The sequence below is a fragment of the Aeromonas hydrophila subsp. hydrophila ATCC 7966 genome (assembly GCF_000014805.1).
In the GTDB taxonomy this organism is placed as follows: domain Bacteria; phylum Pseudomonadota; class Gammaproteobacteria; order Enterobacterales; family Aeromonadaceae; genus Aeromonas; species Aeromonas hydrophila.
Genome location: NC_008570.1, coordinates 1,049,447 through 1,073,581, shown reverse-complemented (window position 1 = coordinate 1,073,581; position 24,135 = coordinate 1,049,447). Strand labels below are relative to the sequence as shown.

Genomic DNA, 24,135 nt, shown 5'->3' with positions numbered 1-24,135 from the left:
CAACGTGAACAACACTGACATCAAGCTGGTTTCGGTGGTCATCCCCGTCTACAACGAGGAGGCCAGCCTGCCCGCGCTGCTGAGCCGAGTCACCGCCGCCTGCGATCAGCTGTCACAGAATTACGAAGTGATCCTGATCGATGACGGCAGCCACGACGGCTCCACCGAGCTCATCAGAGACGCCGCCGCCGTTGAGGGCAGCAAGCTGGTCGGGGTGCTGCTCAACCGCAACTACGGTCAGCACGCAGCCATCATGGCCGGCTTCGAGACCGCCAAGGGGGATCTGGTGATCACCCTGGATGCGGACCTGCAGAACCCGCCGGAGGAGATCCCTCGCCTGGTGGAAGCCGCCATGCAGGGCTACGACGTGGTGGGCACCATGCGCCGCAACCGGCAGGACTCCTGGTTTCGCAAGACCGCCTCCAAGCTCATCAACAAGTCGGTGCAAAAGGCCACCGGCGTGCACATGAGCGACTACGGCTGCATGCTGCGCGCCTACCGCCGTCACATCATCGACGCCATGCTCTGCTGCCAGGAGCGCAGCACCTTCATCCCCATCCTGGCCAACAGCTTCGCCCGCCGCACCATCGAGCTGGAAGTGGGCCACGCCGAGCGGGCCCACGGCGAGTCCAAATACGGGCTGATGCACCTCATCAACCTGATGTATGACCTGGTCACCTGCATGACCACCACCCCGCTGCGGCTGCTCAGCATCGTCGGCAGCGTGGTGGCGGGCATCGGCTTTACCTTCTCCATCCTGCTGATCCTGATGCGCCTCATTCTGGGCGCCGACTGGGCCGCCGATGGCGTCTTCACCCTCTTTGCCATTCTCTTCACCTTTGTCGGCGTGCAGCTGCTGGGCATGGGGCTGCTGGGAGAATACATAGGCCGCATGTACACCGACGTGCGCGCCCGTCCCCGCTACTTCATCCACCAGATCGTGCGCAGCGCCACCACCCCTTCGCAACAGGAAGCTGAACAATGAAAGTCGTCGTCTTTGCTTATCACGATATCGGTTGCACCGGTATCGAAGCCCTGCTCGAGGCAGGCTACGAGATCCAGGCCGTCTTCACCCACGCCGATGATCCGGGCGAGAACCGCTTCTTCGGCTCGGTCGCCCAGCTCTGCGCAGAGCACAACCTGCCGGTCTACTCCCCCGAGGACGTGAACCACCCGCTCTGGATCGAGCGCATTCGCGAGCTGGCGCCCCAGGCCCTCTTCTCCTTCTACTACCGCAACATGCTCAAGCAGGCGATCCTCGATATCCCGACCGTCGGCGCCTTCAACCTGCACGGCTCCCTGCTGCCCGCCTACCGCGGTCGCGCCCCCATCAACTGGTGCCTGGTCAACGGTGAGGCCGAGACCGGCATCACACTGCACCAGATGACCGCCAAGCCCGACGCCGGCGCCATCGTCGCCCAGCAGGCGGTGACCATTGCCGATGACGATACCGCGCTGACCCTGCACGGCAAGGTGCGCCTCGCCGCCCGGGCGCTGCTGGAGCAAGAGCTGCCCAAGCTGCGCGCCGGCGACATCCGCCTCACCCCGCAGGATGAGAGCAAGGCCAGCTACTATGGCCGCCGCACTCCGGCCGATGGCGAGCTGCACTGGCACCGCCCGGCCCGCGAACTGCACAACCTGGTGCGCGCCGTCACCCAGCCCTACCCGGGCGCCTTCAGCTTCGCCGGCGATCGCAAGCTGACGGTATGGAAGAGCCACTGGCTGGCCCAGCAGAGCGACAAGCAGCCGGGCACCATCCTGAGCCAGGAGCCGCTGCGCATCGCCTGCGGTGAAGGGGTGCTGGAGATCGTGGCCGGTCAGGCCGAAGGCGGACTCTATGTGCGCGGCGCCCAGCTGGCCCGCGAACTGGGGCTGGTCGAAGGGATGAAGATCGGCGCCAAGGCGAGCAATGCCCTGCGCAAGGCGCGGCTGACCCGGGTGCTGATCCTCGGCGTCAACGGCTTCATCGGCAACCACCTGACCGAGCGCCTGCTCCAGGATGGCGGCTATGAGGTGTATGGCCTCGACATCGGCTCCAGCGCGGTGGACCGTTTCATCGGTCACCCCAACTTCCACTTCGTGGAAGGGGACATCAGCATCCACACCGAGTGGATCGAGTATCACATCAAGAAGTGCGACGTGATCCTGCCGCTGGTGGCCATCGCCACCCCCATCGAGTACACCCGCAACCCGCTGCGCGTGTTCGAGCTCGACTTCGAGGAGAACCTCAAGATCGTCCGCTATTGCGTGAAGTACCACAAGCGCATCATCTTCCCCTCCACCTCCGAGGTGTACGGGATGTGCGACGATCACAGCTTCGATGAAGACAGCTCCCGCCTCATCGTCGGCCCCATCAACAAGCAGCGCTGGATCTACTCGGTCTCCAAGCAGCTGCTGGATCGGGTGATCTGGGCCTACGGCAAGAAAGAGGGGCTCAACTTCACACTGTTCCGCCCCTTCAACTGGATGGGGCCGCGTCTGGACAGCCTAGACTCCGCCCGCATCGGCAGCTCCCGCGCCATCACCCAGCTGATCCTCAACCTGGTAGACGGCACCCCGATCCAGCTGGTGGACGGCGGCGCCCAGAAGCGCTGCTTCACCGACATCGAGGACGGCATCGAGGCCCTGTTCCGCATCATCGAGAACAAGGAGAACCGCTGCGACGGCCAGATCATCAACATCGGCAACCCGGACAACGAGGCCAGCATCCAGCAGATGGCCGAGATCCTGCTCGCCAAGTTCGAGGCTCACCCGCTGCGCGACCACTTCCCGCCGTTTGCCGGCTTCAAACTGGTGGAGAGCAAATCCTTCTACGGTGACGGCTATCAGGACGTCTCCCACCGCCGGCCGAGCATCGCCAATGCCCGCCGCCTGCTGGACTGGGAACCAACCATCGAGATGGAAGAGACCATCGGCAACACCCTGGACTTCTTCCTGCAAGGGGCGGTCACCACGGGAGTCGAGCATGACTGAGGTAGGTCTGCGGATCGACGTCGATACCTTCAGGGGGACCCGTGACGGGGTGCCCCGCCTGCTGCAACTGCTCGACAAGCATCAGGTCAAGGGGAGCTTCTTCTTCTCGGTCGGACCGGACAACATGGGGCGCCACTTGTGGCGCCTGCTAAAACCCCGCTTTCTGCTCAAGATGCTGCGCTCCAACGCAGCATCCCTCTATGGGCTGGACATATTGCTGGCCGGCACCGCCTGGCCCGGCAAGTCCATCGGCAAGCAGCTCGGCTCCCTGATGCGCGACACCGACAGCGCCCGTCATGAGGTGGGGCTGCACGCCTGGGATCACCACGGCTGGCAGGCCAACACCGGCCGCTGGGACGAAGCCGAGCTGGCTCGTCAGACCCGGCTCGGGGTGGATGCGCTCAACCAGATCCTGGGGCGCGAAGTGGACTGCTCCGCCGCCGCCGGCTGGCGGGCCGACCCGCTCACCACCCAGGCCAAGGAGCCGTTCGGCTTTCGCTACAACAGCGACTGTCGCGGCAGCGGCCTGTTTCGGCCCCTGCTGCAGGATGGCCGCCCCGGCACCCCGCAGATCCCGGTCAACCTGCCCACCTTCGACGAAGTGGTGGGCCATCAGGTGACGGTCGACGATTTCAACCGTTTCCTGCTGGATCAGCTGGCGACCCCGCCGGCGCAGGGCCAGCACGTCTACACCATCCACGCCGAAGTGGAAGGAATCGTGATGGCGGATCAGTTCGATGCCCTGCTCGGCGAAGCCAGGGCGCGCGGCATCCGCTTCGTGCCGCTCGGGGATCTGTTACCATCCGACCCGACCACGCTGCCGACCGGCCGGCTGGTCCGCGGCACCCTGCCCGGACGGGAGGGCTGGCTCGGCTGCAAGGCCGAGGCCTGAGATGAATGACGCCACCTCGGGTGGCAGGACTAACCATCGCGCTAATCACACCATGCAACAGAGGATGTCATGACGTTGACCAAGTGGGCCCTGCCCCTGTTCTTTCTCTTCTTTTACCTGCTGCCGCTCGACCAGCGGCCGCTCTGGAGCCCGGACGAAAACCGCTACGCCGAGATCAGCCGGGAGATGGTAAGCACCGGCGACTGGGTCGTGCCCCACTTCCTGGGCTTGCGCTACTTCGAGAAACCCATCGCCGGATACTGGTTCAACAGCATCAGCCAGCAGCTGTTCGGTGACACCAACTTCGCCGTGCGCTTCGCCTCGGCCGCCGCCACCGGCCTCAGCGCCCTGCTGATCTTCTGGTTTGCCCTGCAGCTGTGGCAGTGCCGGCGCAAGGCCTTCCTCGCCAGCCTCATCTATCTGTCGCTGTTGATCGTCTACGGCATAGGCACCTACAGCGTGCTCGATGCCATGGTCACCCTCTGGCTCAACGCGGCCATGGTGAGCTTCTACATCATCCGCAAGGAGGGCTCCCTTGGCAGCCGGATCGGCGGCTATCTGCTGTTCGGCCTTGCCTGCGGCATGGGCTTTCTCACCAAGGGCTTCATCGCCCTGGCGGTGCCCGTGGTGGTCATCGTGCCCTACGTCATCTATCAGCGCCGCCTGCTCGAGCTGGTGCGCTTCGGGCCGCTGGCCATCCTGAGCGCGGTCCTGCTGGCCGCCCCCTGGGCCATCGCCGTGCACCTGCGCGAACCGGACTACTGGCACTACTTCTTCTGGGTTGAACACATCCAGCGCTTCGCCGCCGACAACGCCCAGCACAAGGCGCCGTTCTGGTACTACCTGCCCATGGGGCTGCTCGGCACCCTGCCCTGGCTCGGCCTGTTGCCAGGCGCCCTGCGCAAGGGCTGGCAGGAGCGCAAGATAAGCCCGGAAACCCTCTACCTGCTGGCCTGGGTGATCCTGCCCCTGCTGTTCTTCAGCATTGCCAAGGGCAAGCTGCTCACCTACATCCTGCCCTGCTTCGCCCCGCTCGCCATGCTGATGGCCGCCAACGCCGTCGACCTGCTCAAGGAGGGGAAAGAGCGGGCCTTCAAGGTCAATGCCTGGCTAAACGGCCTGTTCGGCCTCATCTGCCTGGTGGTGCTGGCCGTGCTGGCGTTCTCCCCCAGCCACGCCGTCTATGGCGAGGAGGATCAGGGTGCGCTGGCGGTGGCCATGGTCATCTTCGCCGGCTGGAGTCTGCTCGGCTTCATCCAGTTGAAAGAGGTCAGCCGCCGCTGGACCCTGAGCGCGCTCTGCCCCATGGTACTGGCCATCGGCCTGCCCTGGGCGCTGCCGCAATCGCTGATCGACTCCAAGCTGCCGGAGCGCTTCATCGAGGCCAATCAGGCCGTGCTGATGAAGTCGGGCACCTTGCTGGCCAACGACGTCGGACTGGCCTCCTCCCTCGCCTGGGGCACCCAGCGCAGCGAGATCAACCTGTTCGACAGCAAGGGCGAGGTGCATTACGGCCTCGGCTACCCGGATGCGGCGGGGCGCTACGTGGCCCGCGCCGACTTCCCGGCCTGGCTGGAACAGGCGCGCAAGAATGGTCAGGTAGCCCTGCTGATGAAGACCGATCGCGACGGCAACACCGGGCCCGTGCCCACCGCTGACGAGACCATCGTCAGCCACCGGCTGACCCTGCTCATCTACCACGGAGCCCAGTGATGGACATCCTGCTGCTGTTGCTGGTGTGCCTGCTGACCTGCGGCGGCCAGATGCTGCAAAAGCAGGCGGTCGTCAGCTGGCAGCGCCGGCCCTGCAACCACTGGCAGAAGCTGCGCTCACCCTGGCTCATCGCCAGCGTGGCAGCGCTCGGCTGCGGCATGCTGCTCTGGATCTACCTGCTGCAGCGGCTGCCGCTCAGCATGGCCTACCCCATGCTCAGCATCAATCTGGTGCTGGTGCTGGTGGGTTCCAGGCTGTTCTTTCACGAGCAGATCAGCTACCACAACTGGCTGGGGGTAGGGGCCATCATAGTGGGCGCCCTGCTGCTGGGAGGCTTGCTATGAGCAACGACCATCCGCAGGGCCAACTACCGGCCAGCCCTGCAAGATCGGCGCTGAAGGGGTATCTCTACGTGCTCGGCAGCATCTTGCTGGTGACGGCCGCCCAGCTTGGCATGAAGTGGGGGGTGATCCAGCTGCCGACCTGGCAGATGGATCTCGCCGTGATGCTGGCCCATCCGCTGCCGCTGCTGGTGATCCTGGCCGGGGTGGGCTGCTACGCCCTGTCGCTGCTCTGCTGGCTGGCGGCGCTGCACTCCACCCCGCTCAACATCGCCTACCCCCTGCTCAGCACCAGCTATGCGCTGGTCTACCTGCTGGCGGTCAACATCCCGCTCTTCGCCGAACCGCTGGAGCCCGGCAAGGCGCTCGGGGTGCTGTTCATTCTGCTGGGGGCCGTGCTGGTGGGGATCAAGCCTGCAGCCGGTACCAAGCAGACTGGCTAGTTTTTCTCTTTGCTTGTCGCAAGGGCTGCCACCGCAGCCCTTTTTTGCGTCTGCGACCGATGCCCGTACGCTGGCACGCCCGCGAAGCAGTTGCGCGGTGGTACTGTCAGGTCGCACACTTGACCGCACTCGGAACATGCCTTTATAACGGAACTCCCAAGGAAGAGAGAATTCTATGTCGGCAAAGCATCCCATCATTGCGGTTACCGGTTCGTCCGGGGCCGGCACCTCCACCTCCACCAACGCCTTTCGCTCCATGTTTCATCAGCTCGGTTATCAGGCGGCCGTGGTGGAAGGGGACAGTTTTCATCGCTACACCCGCCCGGAAATGGATGTGGCGATCCGCAAGGCGCGCGAACAGGGGCGCCACATCAGCTATTTCGGCCCCGAGGCCAACGACTTCGGCCTACTGGAGAGCTTCTTTCAGGAGTACGGCCAGAACGGCAGCGGCCAGTATCGCCGTTATCTGCACAGCTTCGACGAAGCGGTGCCCTTCAACCAGATGCCGGGCACCTTCACCCCCTGGCAGAACCTGCCAAGCGACACCGACCTGCTGTTCTACGAAGGGCTGCACGGCGGCGTGGTCACCGATGAGCACAACGTGGCCCGCCACGTGGACTTCCTCATCGGGGTGGTACCCATCGTCAACCTGGAGTGGATCCAGAAGCTCATTCGCGATACCTCGGAGCGCGGCCATTCCCGCGAGGCGGTCACCGACTCCATCGTCCGCTCCATGGACGACTACATCAACTTCATCACCCCCCAGTTCTCCCGTACCCACATCAACTTCCAGCGGGTGCCGACGGTGGATACCTCCAACCCCTTCAGCGCCAAGGTGATCCCGAGTCTGGACGAGAGTATGCTGGTGATACGGTTTCGCGGCATCAAGCAGGTGGATTTCCCCTACCTGCTGTCGATGATCGACGGATCCTTCATGTCACGGATGAACACCATCGTAGTGCCGGGCGGCAAGATGGGCTTCGCGATGGAGCTGATCCTGCGCCCGTTGATCCAGCAACTGATTGAAACCGGCAAGATCACCTGAGCCAAGGAGCTGATGATGCGGTTAGCGTTTATCTCTGTGGGATTGGCCGCCCTGCTGGGTGGCTGCAGCAGCGGCCCGGCCGCGCCGACCCTGGAAGCGGGCACCATGGTGGTGCGCCCGGCGGCCAGCTGGCCATTCGGGGCGACGCCACGCTATGCGCTGGCCGAGCAGTTCCAGTATGCCGGCGACAGCGCCGAAGGCTGGCTGGAGCCGGTGCAACAGGCGGTCAATCAGGAGCTGGGGCGCAAGGGGTGGCAGAGCGTACCCCTCGACGAGGCCGATGTGTGGGTCGCCATCGGGGTGGCCGGCAGCAAGGATCTGAGCGATGGCGAGATCTTCGCCCGCCTCGGCATGACCCCTGGGCTGCAGGCCAAGGCCGATGCCCGCAAGGGTACCCTGGCCATCGTGCTGCTCGACCGGCGCACCCAGCAGGCGGTGTGGAGCAGCGCCATCTCCCTGGCCAGCGACGTGGCCATCGCCGAAGGGGAGCGTCAGCAGCTGAGCCAGCAACTGGCCGCCAAGATGCTCAACGCCCTGCCGCACTGACCCCCAATATGCAAAACGGCCTGCATTGAGCAGGCCGTTGTCATCACACCATGAAGATCACTTGCGCTGGCAAGTCAGCAGGGTTACCCCTTTCTGGCTGAGGATGGCCTGCTTCTCCTGATTCCAGAAGGTGGTCACCCCGTCGGAATACTTGGCACCGGACTCCGCCTCGACCCGGCCCAGCTTGTGATAGACCCCGGCATAGGGGAACTGCACCATGTCGGCCTGGGCATCATAGGTCACGGCCAGCAACTCCTCACCGCACTGATACTGGCTGTACTGGTACTGGGTCGGTTGCGGCATGCTGCAGGCTGCCAGCCCCAGCAGGGGGAGTAACGCTATCATCTTTTTCATTGCACTTTCCTTATGTCATGGTGTTATTCGATCGGAAGAGCCACTGCTATCAGGCTTCAAGAATTTGATAACTATGGGTAATTTCTACCGCTTTTTCCAACATCAGGGAAACTGAACAATATTTTTCCATCGACAGATCCACCGCGCGGGCCACCTGCTTTTCGGCCAGCCCCTTGCCGGTCACCACGAAGTGGAGGTGGATCTTCTCGAATACCCGCGGCACCGAGTCAGCCCGCTCTCCGGCCAGCTCCACATGGCAGGCGGTCACGGATTGACGCGCCTTCTCCAGGATGGAGACCACGTCGATCGAGCTGCAACCGCCCACCGCCAGCAGGATCATCTCCATCGGGCTGGCACCTTCGCCGGGGTTGGCACCGTCCAGGATCACCTTGTGACCGGACTCACTCTCGCCCACAAACTGCATGCCTTCCACCCAGCTGACCTTGGCTTTCATTTCACATTTCCTCTTGATGACGACAGATCTGACTGACATAGCATACCGCAGACGACGCGACAGCGGCACATATCCGCCATTTTCACGAACTTCCTGACTAACTAGATCAAAATCAACATCTGATGCCCCCATCTTCCCTACAATGGCGAACGGAACGCAGCAGGGGTTGCAAGGGGAGCTGGCAAAAGCCCTCAAAGCCTTGTCAGCACAGACAAAGGCTCTTATCCTACTGCGACTAATACAAGGAATGGCAAGGTTGGCAGCTTGCCCGGACGCACGAGTCCATAAAAAGACACTACAGAGGAATTCTCATGGTCATTGGCAAACCGCAAAGCGATCCCACCCTGGAATGGTTCTTGTCGCACTGCCACATTCATAAGTATCCCGCCAAGAGCACCCTGATCCACGCGGGTGAGAAAGCGGAAACCCTCTACTACATCGTCAAGGGCACTGTGGCCGTCTTGATCAAGGACGATGAAGGCAAGGAGATGATCCTCTCCTATCTGAACCAGGGCGACTTCCTGGGCGAGATGGGGATGTTCGAGGAGAGCGAAAACCCGGAGCGTTCCGCCTGGGTGCGTGCCAAAGGTTCCTGTGAAGTGGCCGAGATCTCCTACAAGAAGTTCCGCCAGCTGATCCAGGTCAACCCGGAAATCCTGATGCGCCTCTCCGGCCAGATGGCGGCCCGCCTGCAGCACACCAGCCAGAAAGTCGGCAACCTCGCCTTCCTGGACGTGACCGGCCGGATCGCCCAGACCCTGCTGAACCTGGCCAAACAGCCGGACGCCATGACCCACCCGGATGGCATGCAGATCAAGATCACCCGTCAGGAGATAGGCCAGATCGTCGGCTGCTCCCGTGAAACCGTCGGCCGGATCCTCAAGATGCTCGAAGAGCAGGAGCTGATCTCCGCCCACGGCAAGACCATAGTGGTGTTCGGCACCCGCTGATCCCGCTACTGGCGGCCCCGCACTGGGTCGCCGGATAAAAAAGGCTGCCACGGCAGCCTTTTCTGATCGTCTCCCCTATAATCCCGAACGCCCCTGCCGTCATGGCCTTCGCCAAGAGAAATCCTATGCACCTGCAATGCCCTATCTGTCGCAGCCCGCTGCAACTACATGAAGCCTCCCGCGGGGTCTACTGCGCCAACAAGCACCATTTCGATCCCGCGCCGGAAGGCTATCTGGATCTCATCCCCGGCAAGAAGAACCCCAAGGACAGCGACAGCCGCGCCCTGATGCGCGCCAAACGCCACTTCCTCGAGCAGGGCCACCAGCTGCCGCTGGTCGAGGCGATGGCCAGCCTGCTTGCCCCCCTCGAACCGCGCGAGCTGATCCACCTGGGCTGCGGCGAGGGTTACTACTGCCGGACCCTGGCCGAGCGCCTGCCGGGCTGGCAATTTGCCGGCGTCGACATCGCCAAGAACACCATCTTTGCCGCCAACAAGGCGCAGCCGGACGCTCAGTTCGTCATCGCCGATCCGGCCCGCGCACCGATCATGCCGGGCACGGCCCAGCTGCTGCTGGTCAACGATCTCAAGGTCAAGACCGAACAGCTGGTCAGCTGGCTGGCACCGGGCGGCTACCTGCTCTACCTGCAGCCGGGCCCCCGCCACCAGTGGCAGCTGAGGGTCAGCCTCAACCCGGTCAGCATGGAGCACCCGCTGAGCTGGCCGAGCCTGGCCGGCCTCAACCCCATGGGTCAGCTGCGCTGCCAGTTCAGCATGCAGATGGACCAGGGGCTGCGCAGCTTCATCCTGGAGACCAGCCGCCTCGGCTGGCGCGCCAGCGGCGAGCAGCGCCACGCTTTCAGCCATCAGGGACCGGACGAACTTGAGCAGGATCTGCTGCTGAGCCTGTGGCAAAAGCCGCTGTGAGCGCACTCACCCCATGAAAAAGGCCCTGACGGGCCTTTTTTATTGCGCGGAGATGCCGTTACAGCTTGATCCAGGCATCGCTCCAGGCCGTGCCCTTGCCGGGCTCATAGGCCCAGGCTGCGCCGGCACACCAGCCGGTGTAGGGATGGGGCTTGCACTGGTAGTTGCCGCCCAGGTTGCTCACCTTGTCACCGGCTTTGTAGGCGGTGCCCTCCTTGTAGGGCGGGTTGCCATCCGGCGGCGTGGTACCGCCGCTGCCCTTGATCAGGATCTCGTGGGTGGCGCTGCGGCTCAGCCCCTTGTCGTCGGTCACCTTGAGCACGAAGCCGTAGCGGGTGTCGCTGGTCGGGGTCGGCGGCAGGATGGCGCTCAGGGTGGACTGCGTCAGATCCGAGGCGCTGGCCCCGGCAGGCAGGGTCCAGGCGTAGCTGAGGGGCTTGCCTTCCGGATCGCTCGAGCCCTGGCCGGAGAGCAGCACGGTGGCGCCGCCCAGCGCCTCGCTCGGGCCGCTGATGCTGACCACCGGCGGCAGGTTGGTGCCACCGCCGTTGTCCTCGATCACCACCTCGGGGAAGAAGTGCTGCACGCAGCGGCTGTAGTCACGCTCCTTGAACGCGCTGAAGCGGGTCTGGTAGCCCACCAGCTTGCAGGCGTAGCTCTTGCCACCGTTGGGGTTGCCCGGCACATAGCTCCAGTCGTTCTCCCAGTAGATGGGCAGGGCGCCGGCGCCGGCCTCGTCAAAGTACTTCATGTTCTTGCAACCGAGCACCTCGTCGGCAGGCACCGGCACGCCCAGATACTGGGCCTGGGCCTGGTAGTAGGTGATCCGGTTCTGGGACTGGGCATGCTCGGCCGCACCGCCGCACTCCACCCCGCCGTTGATGATCTGGGTGGTCACCCCGAAGCCCGGCACCAGGCCGTTCTGCCGGTCGTGGGCGTTGGGCTGCCAGGTGCCATCGATCACGTGCAGCATGGAGGGCTTGGGCGGCTGTGGATAGACGAAGAAGAACACGGCGCTGGCCAGGTTGAGCCAGGTGTCCGCCACTTTCTCCGGGTTGTCCAGCAGGGTGCGCACAGTACCGAACATGGCCTCGGAGAAGGGGCCGTAGTTGTAGTTGTACGACAGCTGCTTGGCGCCACGACCGAAGTAGCTCTTGAACTCGCCGTTGTCGAACTTGCCGCACGGCCACTGCTGACCCTGCCACACATCCGGCCGACACTCGGCGTTGTAGCCGCCGCGCATCTGCTCGGTCCAGCCCATCTCCCGCACCCACACCAGGCCCTGGCGCCACTCGGGCTCGGGGCGCCAGCTCTCGTGGCCGCCGGTCTCCTGGGCGAAGTGGGCGAACATGGTGGCCAGCGACTTGCGGCAGATGGCCTCGGCGTTGCGCCCGTCGCTGTAGTCCCCGCAGAAGGCCGGGAACTTGGCCACCGCCTGCAGGAAACCGCGATAGGTGTACTCCGGCGCCCGCAGCGGGAACAGGAAGTTGAACTGAGCCTCGCTCAGCAGCCCCTCCACCCGTTTCACGTTGGCGGGGTTGAGCGGCAGGCCGGGGGCCACCGCCTCGACCACGGCGTTGTCGCGGGTGGCGATGGAGGCCTTGACCGCCGTCATGGCCGGGAAGTCGGTGAGCGCATGCTCCTTGGCATCCAGCTCGCTCTGGCTCAGGTAGACGGTGCTGCCGTCAGCGGCGCCGCTGCCTCCCTGCGCGGGCGGGGCTATGCCCTCCCCGTCACCCGGTGGCGTCGCCTCGCCCGCCCCCAGCAGGGCCCACGGAGAATCCCACTCGTTGGCGACCTGCACGCCCGGGCTCTGGCCCGGATTGGCATACCACTTGGCCTCGTAGATCTGGCCGTTGAAACTGACCTGGCTGCCGCCGCCATAGCCCTGGTTGATGTCATAGGCGCTGGCGGCCCACAGCTGACCGCTCAGACAGAGCCCGGCCAGCAGGGTGGCCACAGAGGACTTTCTTGTCATCATATTTACCTCTTGCTTGATGAAAGGCGGGGCTTGGCCCCCGCCAGTGGCACCTCGCATTGCGCGAGGAGAAAGGAGAAAAACACTCAGCGCGCCGCCAGCGGCATGCCATTGACCGTGTAGCCGAGCCCGGCCGGGGCCGGGGCAAGCTGGGCCTCGGCCTGTGACTGGTTGCGGCACAGCACGCTGGCGCTGCGCGGCTCGCTCGCGCTCGGCACGTTGACGTGGAACTTGTTCATCACGCTGGCGCTCAGCCGGTGGTTGGCCAGCTTGAAGCGCAGCAGGCCGTCGCGGGTCTCCACCTGCAGCTGGCAGTCACTGTTGCCGAGCCGCTCGCCGTCATCGCCATAGGCAAAGCCGTAGGCGCCGTGCAGGGCCGGATAGAGGTAGCTCGGCAGCTGCCCCTGCGGGTCGTAGTAACCGACCAGGGTGGTCACCGGCACGCCGAAGACAGCGGGCTTGCGATCAGCCGCCAGATCCGTCGGCGCCCCCTCGTTCCAGCGGCTGCCGTCGGAGCGGTAGCTCTTCTTGAAGCCGCGCGAGACGGTGATCTGCTGGCCGTTGATGAAGAGGGTGCTGTTGTAGCCGGCGTTGTGGTCGATGCTGACGATGCGGCCGCGATTGACCGCCGAGGCGGCCGGCAGCTGGATGTTGCGGGTCCAGTTGCCATCCCACATGGCCACCTTGACCAGATCGTACTCGGCCAGCAGGGCGGCCAGCTTGACCTCCCCCAGATCGCTCACCGGCGCGGTGATCTGCTCGGCGAGGTCGACCCGGTGGCGGTAGGGCTCCATCCTGGCCTGGCTTTCGTTCCACTTGCTGAAACCGGTGGGGGACGCTGCGTCGAACACCGCCTTGCTCTCGAGGAAGCGCTGGATGATGGCGGCCGAGTTGGGGGTATAGAGGGTGAAGCGGTTGAAACCGGAGAGCGGCTCGCCACCGGCCATGGCGTCGAAGCCGAACTTGCGGCCGTCAAACGGGGCCTGGCACTGACCGTCGAGGCAGGCGCTCTGGCCGCTGCGGCTCGCAAAGAAGTTGGGGATGAAGCGGTTCTTGTCGCCATCCCAGCCCCAGGTGGCATTGATCTGATCGGCGCTGCGGTGCACCGAACCGGCAAAGCCGCCCACGTAGTGGCCGAGACCGTAGTTGTGGCCCACCTCGTGGCTGAACTCGTTGCCAAGGGAAGCGTCCAGGGTGACGATACCGCCCCCGCCGGAGCCGCCGTGCACCTGCACCCCGTTGGCGTACTTGCCGCGGCTGTTGTGGGCCGCCAGCTGGGCCACCACGTAGGGATGGCTGTTCTCCCCCTCCCCGGCGGTGCTGTTGATGCCGTAGTTGGCATTGTCGATGCCAAGGGAGATGAGCTCCTTGCCGATGCGCTGGCGCATGGTGCCGCCGTGCCAGCCCCCCTCGCTCGGATCAAAGTCGGTGAGCAGGGTGCCATCCGGCAGCATCACCTCCGGCAACGACAGCGGCGCATACTGGCTGACGATGAGCCGGCTGGCGGGAATGGTCTGGAAATACTCCCGCTGGGCTTCTTTATCTTTGGCAAAGGCGAACTGGTCGCGCGGGCTGGTCAGCATGCCGATGTCGATGGTGTGAATGAGCAGCTCCCCCGGCGCCCCCACCTTGAGGTCGTTCAGCTCACCGCTCAGATCCCCCTGGCTCAGGCGCAAGGTGAGACCGGGCATGATCCACTCGGCCGGCAGCACGGCGCTCCAGGCATCGCTGGCATAGGTGATGCCGTTGTTTTCCAGCTCGCCATCACGGATCCACTGGCCACGCACGAACTTGAACTGCTGGCTCTGGCCGCGGGAGATTGTTACCTGGCGGCCACTGAAGTAGACGGTGGAGTTGTAGCCGGCATTGGAGGCGAGGCGCACCATCTTGCCCTCCAGGCTCGCGTCGCGCGGCAGGTGGATGTCGCGCACCCAGCGGCCGTCGGCGGTCTGGATGGTGACCAGGGCATGGGGCTGCAACTTGCCGAGCAGGAAGGTGCTGTTCGGATCGCTCAGCCTGGCCAGCTCGCCGCTGCTGTTGATGACGGTGCTGGTGCCGGGGCCCGGGGTGAAGTCGACCCCCTCCTCCGGCGTTCCTTCCAGGTAATAGGCGGTCTTGGGCAGGCGGGAGGGCGGATCCAGCGTGAGGCTGCCGAGCAGCTTGCCGGCACCGTCGCGGGCCTCGAGCGCCAGCGGCGCCTGGTTGCCGGCCTGCAGCGGGCGCACCAGCAGCAGGCTCTTGCGCAGGGCGGTGAGGCGGGGCTGGTTGTCCCCCTCCCGCGGGTGGGCAGGCAGGATCTGGCTCTGGGCAAACTGGACGCCGGCCAGCAGCGACCCCTGCAGATCGTTCTGCGGACGGGTGGCGTCAAAGACCTGCGGGGTGGGTGGCTGAACGGCGGCCAGCAGCGGGCCGCTTGCCAGGGCTGCGCCGATCAGGCAGGCAAGACGTGTGGTGCATGTGGTCATGGTGGTGCTCTTTGTTGTTATGGGGAAAAAAGGGGGCATGCCTGGCATGCCCCGATGGGTTTGACGGTGAGGTTATTTGCAGCTGGCGGCGCCGATGTCCTGCCAGACGTCGTGCTTGCCGGGCTCGTTGCCGCGGGTCCAGTACTGGGCCTTCCACTGACGGCCGTTGTGGGTGGTCACGTCACCGGCGTTGTAGGCGACACCGGCATCCCAGCCCAGCTGCACCTGGCTTATCAGCTTCCACTGATCGGCGGTGCGGCTCGGTTCGTTGCCCTGGGTCCAGTACTTGGCCTGCCACACCAGCTGGTTGTGGCTCACCTTCTCGCCACCGTTGTAGGTGGTAGAGGCCTTCCAGGCCGGCCAGTTGGCGGCATCCGGATCGGTGGCGTTGCAGTCGCCGCCACCGCTGACCGGGGTCACGGTGAGGCGGGTCTTGCCCTGGGCATCCAGGGCGCCGTCGGTCACGGTGACGGTGAGGTCATAACCGGTCTCCACGGCGACGCTGGGGCCCGTCACCACCAGGGTCTTGCTGTTCTGACCGCTGGCGGTGAGCCCGGCCGGCACGCTCCACTGATAGCTCAGGGTGTCGCCGTTGGGGTCGGTGGCGCTGGCGGTGATGCTCACCTGCTTGCCGGCCTGCACCGAGACCTTGTCCTGCACCGTGACGACCGGCGGCAGGTTGGGTTGCGGCGCCTTGTTGGTCACCACCACCTGATCCTTGGCGCTAAGGTTGTGGTCATCGGTCACGGTCAGCTCGAACACCAGATTGACGTCCTGGCTCACCGCATCGACGCTCACCTTGGCCTTGGCCTGGGTGGCATCGCTCAGGGTCGCCTTGGGACCGGAGATCTGGGCCCAGCTGTAGCTCAGCACCGCCCCTTCCGGATCGCGGGAGGAGGAACCGTCCAGCACCAGCTGGGCCGGCCCGGTCACCGCGAGATCGGTGCCGGCGTTGGCCACCGGCGGCTTGTTGACCGGCGGTGTGCTATCGCCGTGGCCCAGCCCCTCGTGCATGGCGTTGAGAATGTCGCCGTTGTCGGCGTCGATTTCCCAGGCGAACAGGCCGCCGAGCTGGTTGGCCAGCACGTACTGCCCCTTGGCCTTGACCGAGCGCTCGTCATCGAAGGTGATGAGCTCGCCGGTGGCAGCCTTGAACACGGACGGTGCCTCGGCCACTTCGTCATAGCTGTACTGCCAGTCGCCAGCCATCTTGCCCTTGGCGATGCCGCGGTAGTCGATGACCCCCTTCTCCCAGATCCCTTCCGCCTCGGTCCCCGCAATCGGGCCGGTGGCGGTGCCGGTGAAGGGGTTGTTGCCCTGATACCCGCTGACGCCGGTCCAGCCGCGACCATACATGGCGGCACCCACCACCACCTTGCCCGGCTCGACGCCCTGACCCAGCAGCGCCTTGACCCCCTTGTCGGTGGTGTACTTGGTGTTGGGATCCCAGCTCGACTCGTAGAGCGCGGTCTGGTGACCCAGCCCGGTGTTGGTCCAGGCGCCGTTGAAGTCATAGCTCATCAGGAAGATGTGATTCATGTATTGCTGGGCGGCGCGATAGTCCACCTTGGCAATCTTGTCACCGCCAGCGCTGATGGCGGAGGTGAGCTCGTAGGTGCGGCCGGTCTCTGCGCTCAGTTCGTCGAGCATGGCGCGCAGCTCCTTCATCAGCAGCACATAGGTTTCGCCGTCGGAGGCGCTGCCGAGGTTGGGGTTGGCCCCCAGGCCACCCGGGAATTCCCAGTCGATGTCCACCCCGTCGAAGAATTTCCAGGTTTGCAGATACTCCTTCACCGAGGCGACGAAGGTGTCGCGTTTGGTCTTGTCACCGAAGAAGAAGAAGGGATCGGAGAGGGTCCAGCCACCGATGGAGGGGAGGATCTTCAGGTCCGGATAGGCCTTCTTGAGCGCCATCAGGTTGCCGAAGTTGCCCTTGTAGGGTTCGTCATAGGCGGTGAGATTGCCCTGCCCCATCTGGATGGCGGCCCAGGGATCGTGGATGGAGACCTTGAAGTCCTCGCGGCCGGCACAGGAGCGCTGCAGCGCCTCGAAGCTGCCGGAGATCTCTTTCAGGCTGTCGTTGATGCCGTTGCCACCACAGATCGGGGTGAAGCCGTAGAGGATGTGGGTCAGGTTCTGGGCCGGGATCTTGTCCACGGTGAACTTGCGACCATAGACCCCCCACTCCACGTAGTAGGCCCCCATCACCTTGCCGGTCTTGTTGACGTAGGGCTTGTTGTTCTCCTTGAGCGGCGCCTTGAGCGGCAGCAGGTGGCTGCCGTCGGTGTCGGCCACCAGGATCTCTTTCTTGTCGGAGAGGGTGCAGCCGTCGGCGTTGCACAGCGCCACCTGCATCTGGTAGCGGCCCCCCTTGGTGACCTTGAAGTTGGCGGTGCCGGAGGCGGACGCGGCGCCGGACCACACCTCCTTGCCGTCGAGCAGTACCTTGGCGGTCTGGCCGACATCACCGGACCAGAGGTTCCAGCTCACGCTGACCGGCGCGCCATCGGCGTGCACCTTGACCAGCTTGTTGTAGGAGGTGGCGGCTTGATCCACTTCGACGATGGCGAACTTGGTTTCGCCCCAGCCGATGGTGGGTTTGCCGGGGGCGGCAGCGAAGGCGGAGGAGGCACACAGACCCCCGACCAACAACGCCAGTACGGAGGGTTTTGGACTTAACATAGTTGAATATCCTTATTTCGTTCTTGGAATAGATAACGAAAAAGGCAACGCAACCTGACAGGTAACGCAGACAACATCGCGCCATGGCTTGGCCCATGGACGAAACAACCTGTGGTGGCCCCGCTATCTTAGGTACTGCTGACCCTTAGACCGGAAGCTTTGCGTCCCGGACTTTCATCCGGTTTGCCTTTTGCACAACTTGATTTGCGACAAAAATAATCGCGACCTGACTATAAGGGAGTCAAAGGAGGGAGGGCAAACCCCCGAACGGTTATTAATAAACCACTTTTTATCGAAAATGAGCCTCAAACGAGAAGAAAAGGCACTTTTTTGTGTCAGAAAGTGCCGATCTTGCTGGCTGGGAGCCGGCGATTAAAATTCGGACGAATTCCCGGTTTCGTGATCATCATCAAGTTTGGCCGGCCGCAAGATGCTGTTCATCAGCGCTCGCAGCTTGAGCGGTTTGACCGGTTTGCTGATGTAGCCGTAGCCGTGTTCGCGGATCTGCGCCTGCAGCTCGCTCTTGCGATCCGCACTGATGATGATGCCGCCGATGTCGTTGCCATGGGCGAGACGCAGCATGTGCAGCGCCTGCAGCCCGGTCTTGCCGTCGTCCAGATGGTAATCGGAGAGCACCAGCTGCGGCAGGAAGCCGCCGGCAATGAGATCCTCCGCCTGGGCCAGGCTCTGGGCACAGACCACCTCGCAGCCCCAGCGTCCCAGCAGGGAGTGCATGGCGATCAGGATGTCGCTCTCGTTGTCGATGCAGAGCACCCGGATCCCCTCCAGCTGGCTGTCGCGCTGGGTGGGGGCCGCCACCTGCGTCGTTGCGACAGGACGGGTCGCCAGGTTGAGGGTGATGGCAAACACCGAGCCCGCCCCCGGCCAGCTGCGCAGGGTCAGGTTGTGGCCGAGCACCAGGGCGATGCCGCGGGCGATGGCAAGGCCGAGCCCCAGCCCCTGCTCCCGCGCGGTGCGGGAGTGATCGAGGCGGGAGAACTCGTCGAAGATCGCCTCCTGCTTGTCGGCCGGAATGCCGGGGCCGTTGTCCCACACCTCTATGCGCACCTTGTCGCCAAGCCGGCGGCAGCCGAGCAGCACCCGCCCGCCCGGGTTGTAGCGAAAAGCGTTGGTGAGGAAGTTTTGCAGCACCCGCCGCAGCAGGCGCACGTCGCTGTAGACCGCCACACCGCTCTCCACCACCGAGAACTGGATCCCCCCCGCCTGCGCCAGCACGCCGAACTCCGCCTTGAGGTTGTCGAACACGTCGCGCAGGGCGAAATCCAGTTTCTTGGCTTTGAACTTGCCCGCTTCGAGCCGCGAGATGTCGAGCAGATCGGTGATGAGATCCTCGGTCGCCCCCAGCGCGTCGTCGATGTGGCGGGCGATGCGGGCCGGCTCGTCCATCGGCGGCAGCATCTCCAGCAGGGAGGAGGTAAACAGCTTGGCGGCGTTGAGGGGCTGGGTCAGATCGTGGCTCACCGCCGCCAGGAAGCGGCTCTTGGAGTGGTTGGCCCGCTCCACCTGCTGGTTCACCAGCAGCAGCTGGCGGTTGAGCTCGGACAGCTCGTGGGTGCGCTCGGCCACCCGCGCCTCCAGGTGCTCGTTGGCCTCGCGCAGCACCCGCTCGGCGTCGCGAAACGGGGTGATGTCGGTAAAGGTCATCACGAAACCGCCCGCCGGCATGGGGTTGCCCTGCATCTCGATTACCCGGCCATCGGGGCGCTCACGCGCCGAGATATGCTGGCTGCCGCGCTGCATGAAGGCGACCCGCCGCGCCACATGGGCCTCGACATCGCCCGGGCCGCACAGCCCCTGCTCGGCGTTGTAGCGGATGATCTCCTCGATGGGGCGGCCCACCTGAATGAGGCCGGGCGGATAGTGGAACAGCTCGATGTAGCGCCGGTTCCAGGCCACCAGTTTCAGCTCCCTATCCACCACCGAGATCCCCTGCCCCATGTGTTCGATGGCCCCCTGCAGCAGGCCACGGTTGAAGCGAAACACGTCGGAGGCCTCGTCCACTATGGTGGCGATCTCTTCGAGCTGCATGTTGCGCCCCTGCAGGGCCGAGGCCAGCACCAGGCGGGCGGACGAGGTGCCGAACACCCCGGCCAGCAGCCGCTCGGTGTGGGCAATCAGCTCGGCGGAGGCCTGCATCTGGGGCGCCAGGGTGCCGCCCCGCTCGCCGGCGAAGCGGCCAAAGGCCCGCTTGACCCGGCTCGATCCGACGAAGCGGGCCGCCAGCATCTCCAGCTCCTTGACCGAGACCCGCGCCTGATAGAGCGCCGTAGTGTCGCGGCTCGGCTTGCCGACGAAGTTGGCCGCCTGCAGCCGCTCGCTCACCGCCGCCTGCGACAGCAGGGAGCCAGCCACGTAGCCGATGAGATTGAGCAACAGGCTCAGGAAGATGCACCAGGCCCCCAGGCTGAGATCGCGAAATGCCGGCCAGTCGGGCGGCGCCAGCAGGGCCGCCAGCGGCGAGCCGGCCAGCAGGCCGCTCTCCGCCAGCAGGGTGGCGAACCAGAGGCTGACCCCGAGGGCGAGGCCGAGGTAGACCCCCTTGCGGTTGCCATGCCGCCAGTAGAGGCCGAGCAGCAGCGCCGGGGCGAACTGGGCCACCGCGCCGAACGACAGGTAGCCGATGCGCGACAGGCTGGTGAGATCCCCGAGCCAGAGGTAGAGCCCCCAGGCCGCCAGCAGGATCAGCAGGATGGCGCCGCGGCGCACCTGCAGCAGCAGGCGCACCAGCCGCTCGTCCCGCCCCTGCTGCCAGAAGCGGCGCAGCAGCACCGGCAGCACCAGATCGTTGCTGACCATGATGGCCAAGGCGATGGTGCAGACGATCACCATGCCGGTGGCCGCCGAGGTGCCGCCAAGAAACGCCAGCAGCGCCATGCCGTCGAAACCGAGCGACATGGGCAGGCTGATCACATAGGTATCCGAGGCCATGCCGGCCCCCACCCACTGCTTGCCCGCCAGCGCCAGCGGCCAGATGAACAGCCCCATCACGAACAGGTAGAGCGGAAACAGCCAGCGCGCCCAGTGCAGATCCTGGCCCTGGTTGTTCTCCACCACGGTCACGTGAAACTGGCGCGGCAGGCAGATGACGGCGCACATGGCGACCAGGGTGTAGATGGCAAGCTCCAGCAGGCTGCCCGGCGTCACCGCCACCACCGCATCGAGAAAGTCGCTGGCCACCAGGGTGCGGGCCTGGCTCGGCTTGCTGAGGATAAGCCAGAGCGCAAAGCCCCCCACCGCCATGAAGGCGAGCAGCTTGACCACGGATTCGAAGGCGATGGCCACCACCATGCCGCGATGGTGCTCGGTGGCGTCCAGATGGCGGGTGCCGAACAGGATGCTGAACAGCGCCAGCAGCAGGGCCACGCCGAGGGCCAGCCCGGCGGTATTGCCGGTAGGGCCGGCAGGCACAGAGTTGGCCATCAGCAGATCCAGCCCGGTGACGATGGCTTTCAGTTGCAACACCAGGTACGGCAGTATGCCCATGATGGCGATCAGCGCGATCACCATGGCCAGGCGCTGGGACTTGCCGTAACGGGCGGCGATGAAGTCGGCGATAGAGGTGATGTGCTCGCGCTTGGCCACCAGGATGAGGCGAGCCAGCAAGCGCCAGCCGAACAGGAACACCAGCATGGGGCCCAGATAGATGGGCACCGGTGACCAGGGCGACTCGCTGGCCTGCCCCACCGTGCCGAAGAAGGTCCAGGAGGTGCAGTAGACCGCCAGCGACAGGCTGTAGAGCAGGGGCTGCCCCTTTAAACGGCGACGTTTGTTCTTGTCCGCCACGTAGGCGATCAGAAACAGCAGCCCCAGATAGGAGAGCGACAATCCAATCAGCAACCATCCCTGGTGCATCTGTAACCTCTTGTCCGTGTTGAAGATTCAAGCGCAGCAGCAGCCAGTCTAGAGAGCCGCCCGAAAAATGTCATCTTCTTATTGCAGCAAGAATTTATCGTTTTTCAATAAAAAACGGTTGAATAAATATCGAAAAACGATAAACATCTGGCTGTGTTTATTGATAAACGATAACTCGGTGCTGCGCGTGGCCCACCCTTTCACTCCAAGAGGTAAGCGATGAAACACAACAAGCTCGAACGCATGAGCAATCTGATCGAATGGATCCTGCTGTTCGCCCTGCTGGCCACCCCGATCATGACGGTCATGGGAGTCTGGTCCCAGCTGCTCGGCGGCAGCGACTACCTGCAGCAGGAGCTGATCGACGCACTGGCGGTGCAAGACAGTTCGGTGCTCAACCATGTCCCCCTGACCATGGCACAGCCGGCGCTGGCCAGCACGGCTCCCTCGATTGCCGACTACCCCCTCAGCCTGGGCACCCGCCTGCTGGGCACCCTGGTGATGCTGCTGCCGGATCTGGTGTTCATGCTGATGCTGTGGCAGCTGCTCCAGCTGTTTCGCGGCTATCGGCAGGCCATGCTGTTCACCTTCAGCCAGATCCGCCGCTACCAGTTGATCGGCCTGCTGCTCTGTGTCAGTTTCGTCACCAAAATCATCACCACCCCGCTGCTGGACCTAGTGCTCACCCTGCCGGGCCCCGAGCTGCACGGCCAGATCAACATAGGTTCATCGGACTTCCAGTTGCTGCTGGCCGGGCTGATCGTATCGGCGCTGGCGCTGGTGATGCGCGAGGCCAAGCGGCTGGCCGATGAACAACAACTGACGGTGTGAGGAACCCATGCCCATCATCATCCGACTCGATGCCCTGCTGGCCGAACGCAAAATGACTGCCCGCGAGCTGGCCCTGCGGGTCAACATCACCGAGGCCAACCTCTCCATCCTGAAAAACGGCCATGCCAAGGCGGTTCGCTTCTCTACCCTGGAGGCTATTTGCCGCGAACTGGGCTGCCAGCCCGGGGATCTGCTGGCCTTTGAGCAGGAGTCCTGAGCCAGCCGTCACCATGCAACAAGGGGAGCCGAGGCTCCCCTTTTTCGTTGCTGATCAATGTGGTTGCGAACCGGATAGGGCCACTCAGGCGGCCTTCAGCTCGCCCTCCCGCAGGCGCAGCACGAACACCGGCAGCACCACCAGCACCATCAGGAAGAAGATGCCGCCCCCCAGCGGTTCGAACAGCAGGCCGCACAGGGTCATCAGAGCGGCCACCGTCATGCCGAGCCCCAGCGCCGCATAGAGCGCCTGGGTCGGGATCAGCTGCTCGGCCGGCAGCTGACGGGTCATGAAGCGCACGGCGCCGAGGTGGCTGACGCAGAAGGTGACCGCATGCAGCAGCTGACCCGCCACCAGCACCAGCAGCTCGGTGGAGGCACCGAGCAGGATCCAGCGCACCACGCAGCCCAACGCCCCCACCAGAAACAGGGTCTGGGCGCCGAAGCGATTGAGAAAGCGCTTGTCGGCGGCAAACATGCCGATCTCCGCCACCACCCCCAGCGCCCACAGATAACCGATGGTGGTGCCGCTGTAACCCGCCGCCTTCCAGTGCATGGCGCTAAAGCCGTAGTAGGCGGCGTGGCTGCCCTGCAGCAGGGCTGAGATCAGCAGGAAGCGGCGCACCTGGGGAGACTTGAGGGTATCGAGCAGGGAGGCCTTGGCCCGCTCGCCCTGAATGTCCTGCGGCGCCGGATGCAGCGGCAGCCAGCTCAGCAGCAGCATCAGCAGCAGCCCGGCCACCATGGTGTGCAGTATCCAGTCGCTGCCAAAATTCCCCACCAGCGCCCCCACCAGGGTCGAGGCGACGATGAAGGCGAACGAGCCGCACAGGCGCACCTTGCCGTAGTCGAGGTGTGCCTGCACCACCATGCGGGTGGCCAGCGCTTCCCCCACCGGCATCAGGGTCGGGTAAATGAAGTTCGCCACCAGGGTCAGCCCCACCAGCCACCAGAGGTTATGGCTGAGATAAAAGCCGAGGAAGGCCAGCAGGCTGAGCAGGCAGAGCAGGCGGGTGACCGGCAGCAGGTGCCCCGCCCCCTTGATCTGCCCCATCACCATCAGATTGCCGGCAAAGCGGATCGCCATGCCCGCGCCGAGCAGCAGGCCGATCATCTCGGCGCTGACCCCGATCCCCTCCAGCCAGAGCGACCAGAACGGCAGATAGGCACCGTAGACGAAGTAGAAAGCGCCAAAAAACAGGGCTAACCAGGAGAAGGCGGGCATAGATCCTCGACACTGAGAAACGGGGGCACAAATGATAACCGATTTGTCGGTGGGGATCCTGCGATCCCGGGTGGGACGCCGCGCAGATAATAATGAAAAACATCAATAAAATTGAACTATTGGCGCAAGGCCGGTGTCTATTGAGTAACACCTCCTCCTGGTTAGTGTTGCAATCCTTCCACCCGCCTTCGGCGGGTTTCTTTTTGGCCGCCTTTTTGTCCGCCATCG

At 64.4% G+C, this 24,135-nt stretch carries 19 protein-coding genes and 1 riboswitch; of the genes, 12 read left to right on the top strand and 7 right to left on the bottom strand.

All coding sequences use genetic code 11. The annotated features are described in order from the left end of the window. The first annotated feature begins 4 nt into the window (after positions 1-4). The 8 genes from arnC (at position 5) to AHA_RS04950 (ending at position 7,953) form a co-directional block, all read left to right on the top strand. Complete coding sequence (arnC, locus tag AHA_RS04985; protein WP_011704926.1) at positions 5-985, top strand: undecaprenyl-phosphate 4-deoxy-4-formamido-L-arabinose transferase; 981 nt, start codon at positions 5-7, stop codon at positions 983-985. Beyond that, a complete protein-coding gene (arnA, locus tag AHA_RS04980; RefSeq protein ID WP_011704925.1) occupies positions 982-2,973 on the top strand; it encodes a bifunctional UDP-4-amino-4-deoxy-L-arabinose formyltransferase/UDP-glucuronic acid oxidase ArnA in 1,992 nt (663 codons plus the stop codon). The genes arnC and arnA overlap by 4 nt, the downstream gene beginning before the upstream one ends. Further along, complete coding sequence (gene arnD, locus AHA_RS04975; protein ID WP_011704924.1) at positions 2,966-3,865, top strand: 4-deoxy-4-formamido-L-arabinose-phosphoundecaprenol deformylase; 900 nt, start codon at positions 2,966-2,968, stop codon at positions 3,863-3,865. Before arnA ends, arnD begins: the two co-directional genes overlap by 8 nt. A 69-nt stretch (positions 3,866-3,934) precedes the next feature. Further along, positions 3,935-5,578 (top strand): lipid IV(A) 4-amino-4-deoxy-L-arabinosyltransferase, encoded by a 1,644-nt coding sequence (gene arnT, locus AHA_RS04970; protein WP_011704923.1) that lies wholly within the window; start codon positions 3,935-3,937, stop codon positions 5,576-5,578. Further along, positions 5,578-5,922 carry an EamA family transporter gene (locus AHA_RS04965; protein WP_011704922.1) on the top strand — a complete coding sequence of 115 codons (345 nt, stop codon included), beginning with the start codon at positions 5,578-5,580 and terminating at the stop codon, positions 5,920-5,922. Before arnT ends, AHA_RS04965 begins: the two co-directional genes overlap by 1 nt. Next, positions 5,919-6,362, top strand: a complete 444-nt coding sequence (gene arnF / locus AHA_RS04960; protein WP_011704921.1) for a 4-amino-4-deoxy-L-arabinose-phosphoundecaprenol flippase subunit ArnF — start codon at positions 5,919-5,921, stop codon at positions 6,360-6,362. The genes AHA_RS04965 and arnF overlap by 4 nt, the downstream gene beginning before the upstream one ends. 175 nt (positions 6,363-6,537) lie before the next feature. Continuing rightward, on the top strand, positions 6,538-7,407 hold the full coding sequence (locus AHA_RS04955; protein WP_011704920.1) for a phosphoribulokinase: 870 nt from the start codon (positions 6,538-6,540) through the stop codon (positions 7,405-7,407). Between the two features lie 15 nt (positions 7,408-7,422). Beyond that, the gene (locus AHA_RS04950) at positions 7,423-7,953 is read left to right on the top strand and encodes a DUF4136 domain-containing protein (RefSeq protein ID WP_011704919.1); all 531 of its coding nucleotides are present in this window, start codon (positions 7,423-7,425) and stop codon (positions 7,951-7,953) included. Between the two features lie 57 nt (positions 7,954-8,010). On the opposite strand, the gene AHA_RS04945 is transcribed toward AHA_RS04950, so the two are convergent. Together AHA_RS04945 and AHA_RS04940 are read right to left on the bottom strand one after the other, a co-directional pair. Continuing rightward, entirely contained in the window at positions 8,011-8,307 is a 297-nt protein-coding gene (locus tag AHA_RS04945; RefSeq protein WP_011704918.1) for an MliC family protein, read from the bottom strand. A 49-nt stretch (positions 8,308-8,356) separates the two neighbouring features. Further along, positions 8,357-8,761, bottom strand: a complete 405-nt coding sequence (locus tag AHA_RS04940; protein WP_016349708.1) for an OsmC family protein — start codon at positions 8,759-8,761, stop codon at positions 8,357-8,359. Positions 8,762-9,072: 311 nt separating this feature from the next. Here AHA_RS04940 and crp point away from each other — a divergent pair, with 311 nt between their 5' ends. Together crp and AHA_RS04930 are read left to right on the top strand one after the other, a co-directional pair. After that, complete coding sequence (gene crp / locus AHA_RS04935; protein WP_011704916.1) at positions 9,073-9,711, top strand: cAMP-activated global transcriptional regulator CRP; 639 nt, start codon at positions 9,073-9,075, stop codon at positions 9,709-9,711. A 125-nt stretch (positions 9,712-9,836) separates the two neighbouring features. Further along, positions 9,837-10,637, top strand: coding sequence for a putative RNA methyltransferase (locus tag AHA_RS04930; RefSeq protein WP_011704915.1), 801 nt, complete (start codon positions 9,837-9,839; stop codon positions 10,635-10,637). Positions 10,638-10,695: 58 nt separating this feature from the next. Here the strand turns inward: AHA_RS04930 and AHA_RS04925 are convergent, their stop codons facing one another. From AHA_RS04925 to AHA_RS04910, 4 genes are all read right to left on the bottom strand, one after another. Then, complete coding sequence (locus tag AHA_RS04925) at positions 10,696-12,618, bottom strand: glycoside hydrolase family 19 protein (RefSeq protein ID WP_244832120.1); 1,923 nt, start codon at positions 12,616-12,618, stop codon at positions 10,696-10,698. An 83-nt stretch (positions 12,619-12,701) separates the two neighbouring features. Then, entirely contained in the window at positions 12,702-15,080 is a 2,379-nt protein-coding gene (locus tag AHA_RS04920; RefSeq protein WP_011704913.1) for a M66 family metalloprotease, read from the bottom strand. 72 nt (positions 15,081-15,152) lie between these two features. Beyond that, positions 15,153-17,762, bottom strand: coding sequence for a glycosyl hydrolase family 18 protein (locus AHA_RS04915; protein ID WP_011704912.1), 2,610 nt, complete (start codon positions 17,760-17,762; stop codon positions 15,153-15,155). A gap of 110 nt (positions 17,763-17,872) precedes the next feature. Then, a riboswitch (cyclic di-GMP riboswitch) is annotated at positions 17,873-17,960 on the bottom strand. A gap of 174 nt (positions 17,961-18,134) precedes the next feature. Beyond that, a complete protein-coding gene (locus tag AHA_RS04910) occupies positions 18,135-21,635 on the bottom strand; it encodes a hybrid sensor histidine kinase/response regulator (RefSeq protein ID WP_011704911.1) in 3,501 nt (1,166 codons plus the stop codon). 219 nt (positions 21,636-21,854) lie between these two features. Between AHA_RS04910 and AHA_RS04905 the strand changes: the two genes are divergently transcribed. After that, the gene (locus AHA_RS04905; RefSeq protein ID WP_011704910.1) at positions 21,855-22,466 is read left to right on the top strand and encodes a DUF2975 domain-containing protein; all 612 of its coding nucleotides are present in this window, start codon (positions 21,855-21,857) and stop codon (positions 22,464-22,466) included. A 7-nt stretch (positions 22,467-22,473) separates the two neighbouring features. Beyond that, on the top strand, positions 22,474-22,683 hold the full coding sequence (locus AHA_RS04900) for a helix-turn-helix domain-containing protein (RefSeq protein ID WP_011704909.1): 210 nt from the start codon (positions 22,474-22,476) through the stop codon (positions 22,681-22,683). 84 nt (positions 22,684-22,767) lie between these two features. Here AHA_RS04900 and AHA_RS04895 read toward each other — a convergent pair whose 3' ends face one another. Further along, complete coding sequence (locus AHA_RS04895; protein ID WP_011704908.1) at positions 22,768-23,907, bottom strand: 3-phenylpropionate MFS transporter; 1,140 nt, start codon at positions 23,905-23,907, stop codon at positions 22,768-22,770. Positions 23,908-24,135: the final 228 nt, after the last annotated feature.

Coding starts and splice junctions, on each gene's coding strand:
- arnA (WP_011704925.1), top strand. CDS start 982: ATGAAAGTCGTCGTCTTTGCTTATCACGATATCGGTTGCACCGGTATC.
- arnD (WP_011704924.1), top strand. CDS start 2,966: ATGACTGAGGTAGGTCTGCGGATCGACGTCGATACCTTCAGGGGGACC.
- arnT (WP_011704923.1), top strand. CDS start 3,935: ATGACGTTGACCAAGTGGGCCCTGCCCCTGTTCTTTCTCTTCTTTTAC.
- AHA_RS04965 (WP_011704922.1), top strand. CDS start 5,578: ATGGACATCCTGCTGCTGTTGCTGGTGTGCCTGCTGACCTGCGGCGGC.
- arnF (WP_011704921.1), top strand. CDS start 5,919: ATGAGCAACGACCATCCGCAGGGCCAACTACCGGCCAGCCCTGCAAGA.
- AHA_RS04955 (WP_011704920.1), top strand. CDS start 6,538: ATGTCGGCAAAGCATCCCATCATTGCGGTTACCGGTTCGTCCGGGGCC.
- AHA_RS04950 (WP_011704919.1), top strand. CDS start 7,423: ATGCGGTTAGCGTTTATCTCTGTGGGATTGGCCGCCCTGCTGGGTGGC.
- AHA_RS04945 (WP_011704918.1), bottom strand. CDS start 8,307: ATGAAAAAGATGATAGCGTTACTCCCCCTGCTGGGGCTGGCAGCCTGC.
- AHA_RS04940 (WP_016349708.1), bottom strand. CDS start 8,761: ATGAAAGCCAAGGTCAGCTGGGTGGAAGGCATGCAGTTTGTGGGCGAG.
- crp (WP_011704916.1), top strand. CDS start 9,073: ATGGTCATTGGCAAACCGCAAAGCGATCCCACCCTGGAATGGTTCTTG.
- AHA_RS04930 (WP_011704915.1), top strand. CDS start 9,837: ATGCACCTGCAATGCCCTATCTGTCGCAGCCCGCTGCAACTACATGAA.
- AHA_RS04925 (WP_244832120.1), bottom strand. CDS start 12,618: ATGATGACAAGAAAGTCCTCTGTGGCCACCCTGCTGGCCGGGCTCTGT.
- AHA_RS04920 (WP_011704913.1), bottom strand. CDS start 15,080: ATGACCACATGCACCACACGTCTTGCCTGCCTGATCGGCGCAGCCCTG.
- AHA_RS04915 (WP_011704912.1), bottom strand. CDS start 17,762: ATGTTAAGTCCAAAACCCTCCGTACTGGCGTTGTTGGTCGGGGGTCTG.
- AHA_RS04910 (WP_011704911.1), bottom strand. CDS start 21,635: ATGCACCAGGGATGGTTGCTGATTGGATTGTCGCTCTCCTATCTGGGG.
- AHA_RS04905 (WP_011704910.1), top strand. CDS start 21,855: ATGAAACACAACAAGCTCGAACGCATGAGCAATCTGATCGAATGGATC.
- AHA_RS04900 (WP_011704909.1), top strand. CDS start 22,474: ATGCCCATCATCATCCGACTCGATGCCCTGCTGGCCGAACGCAAAATG.
- AHA_RS04895 (WP_011704908.1), bottom strand. CDS start 23,907: ATGCCCGCCTTCTCCTGGTTAGCCCTGTTTTTTGGCGCTTTCTACTTC.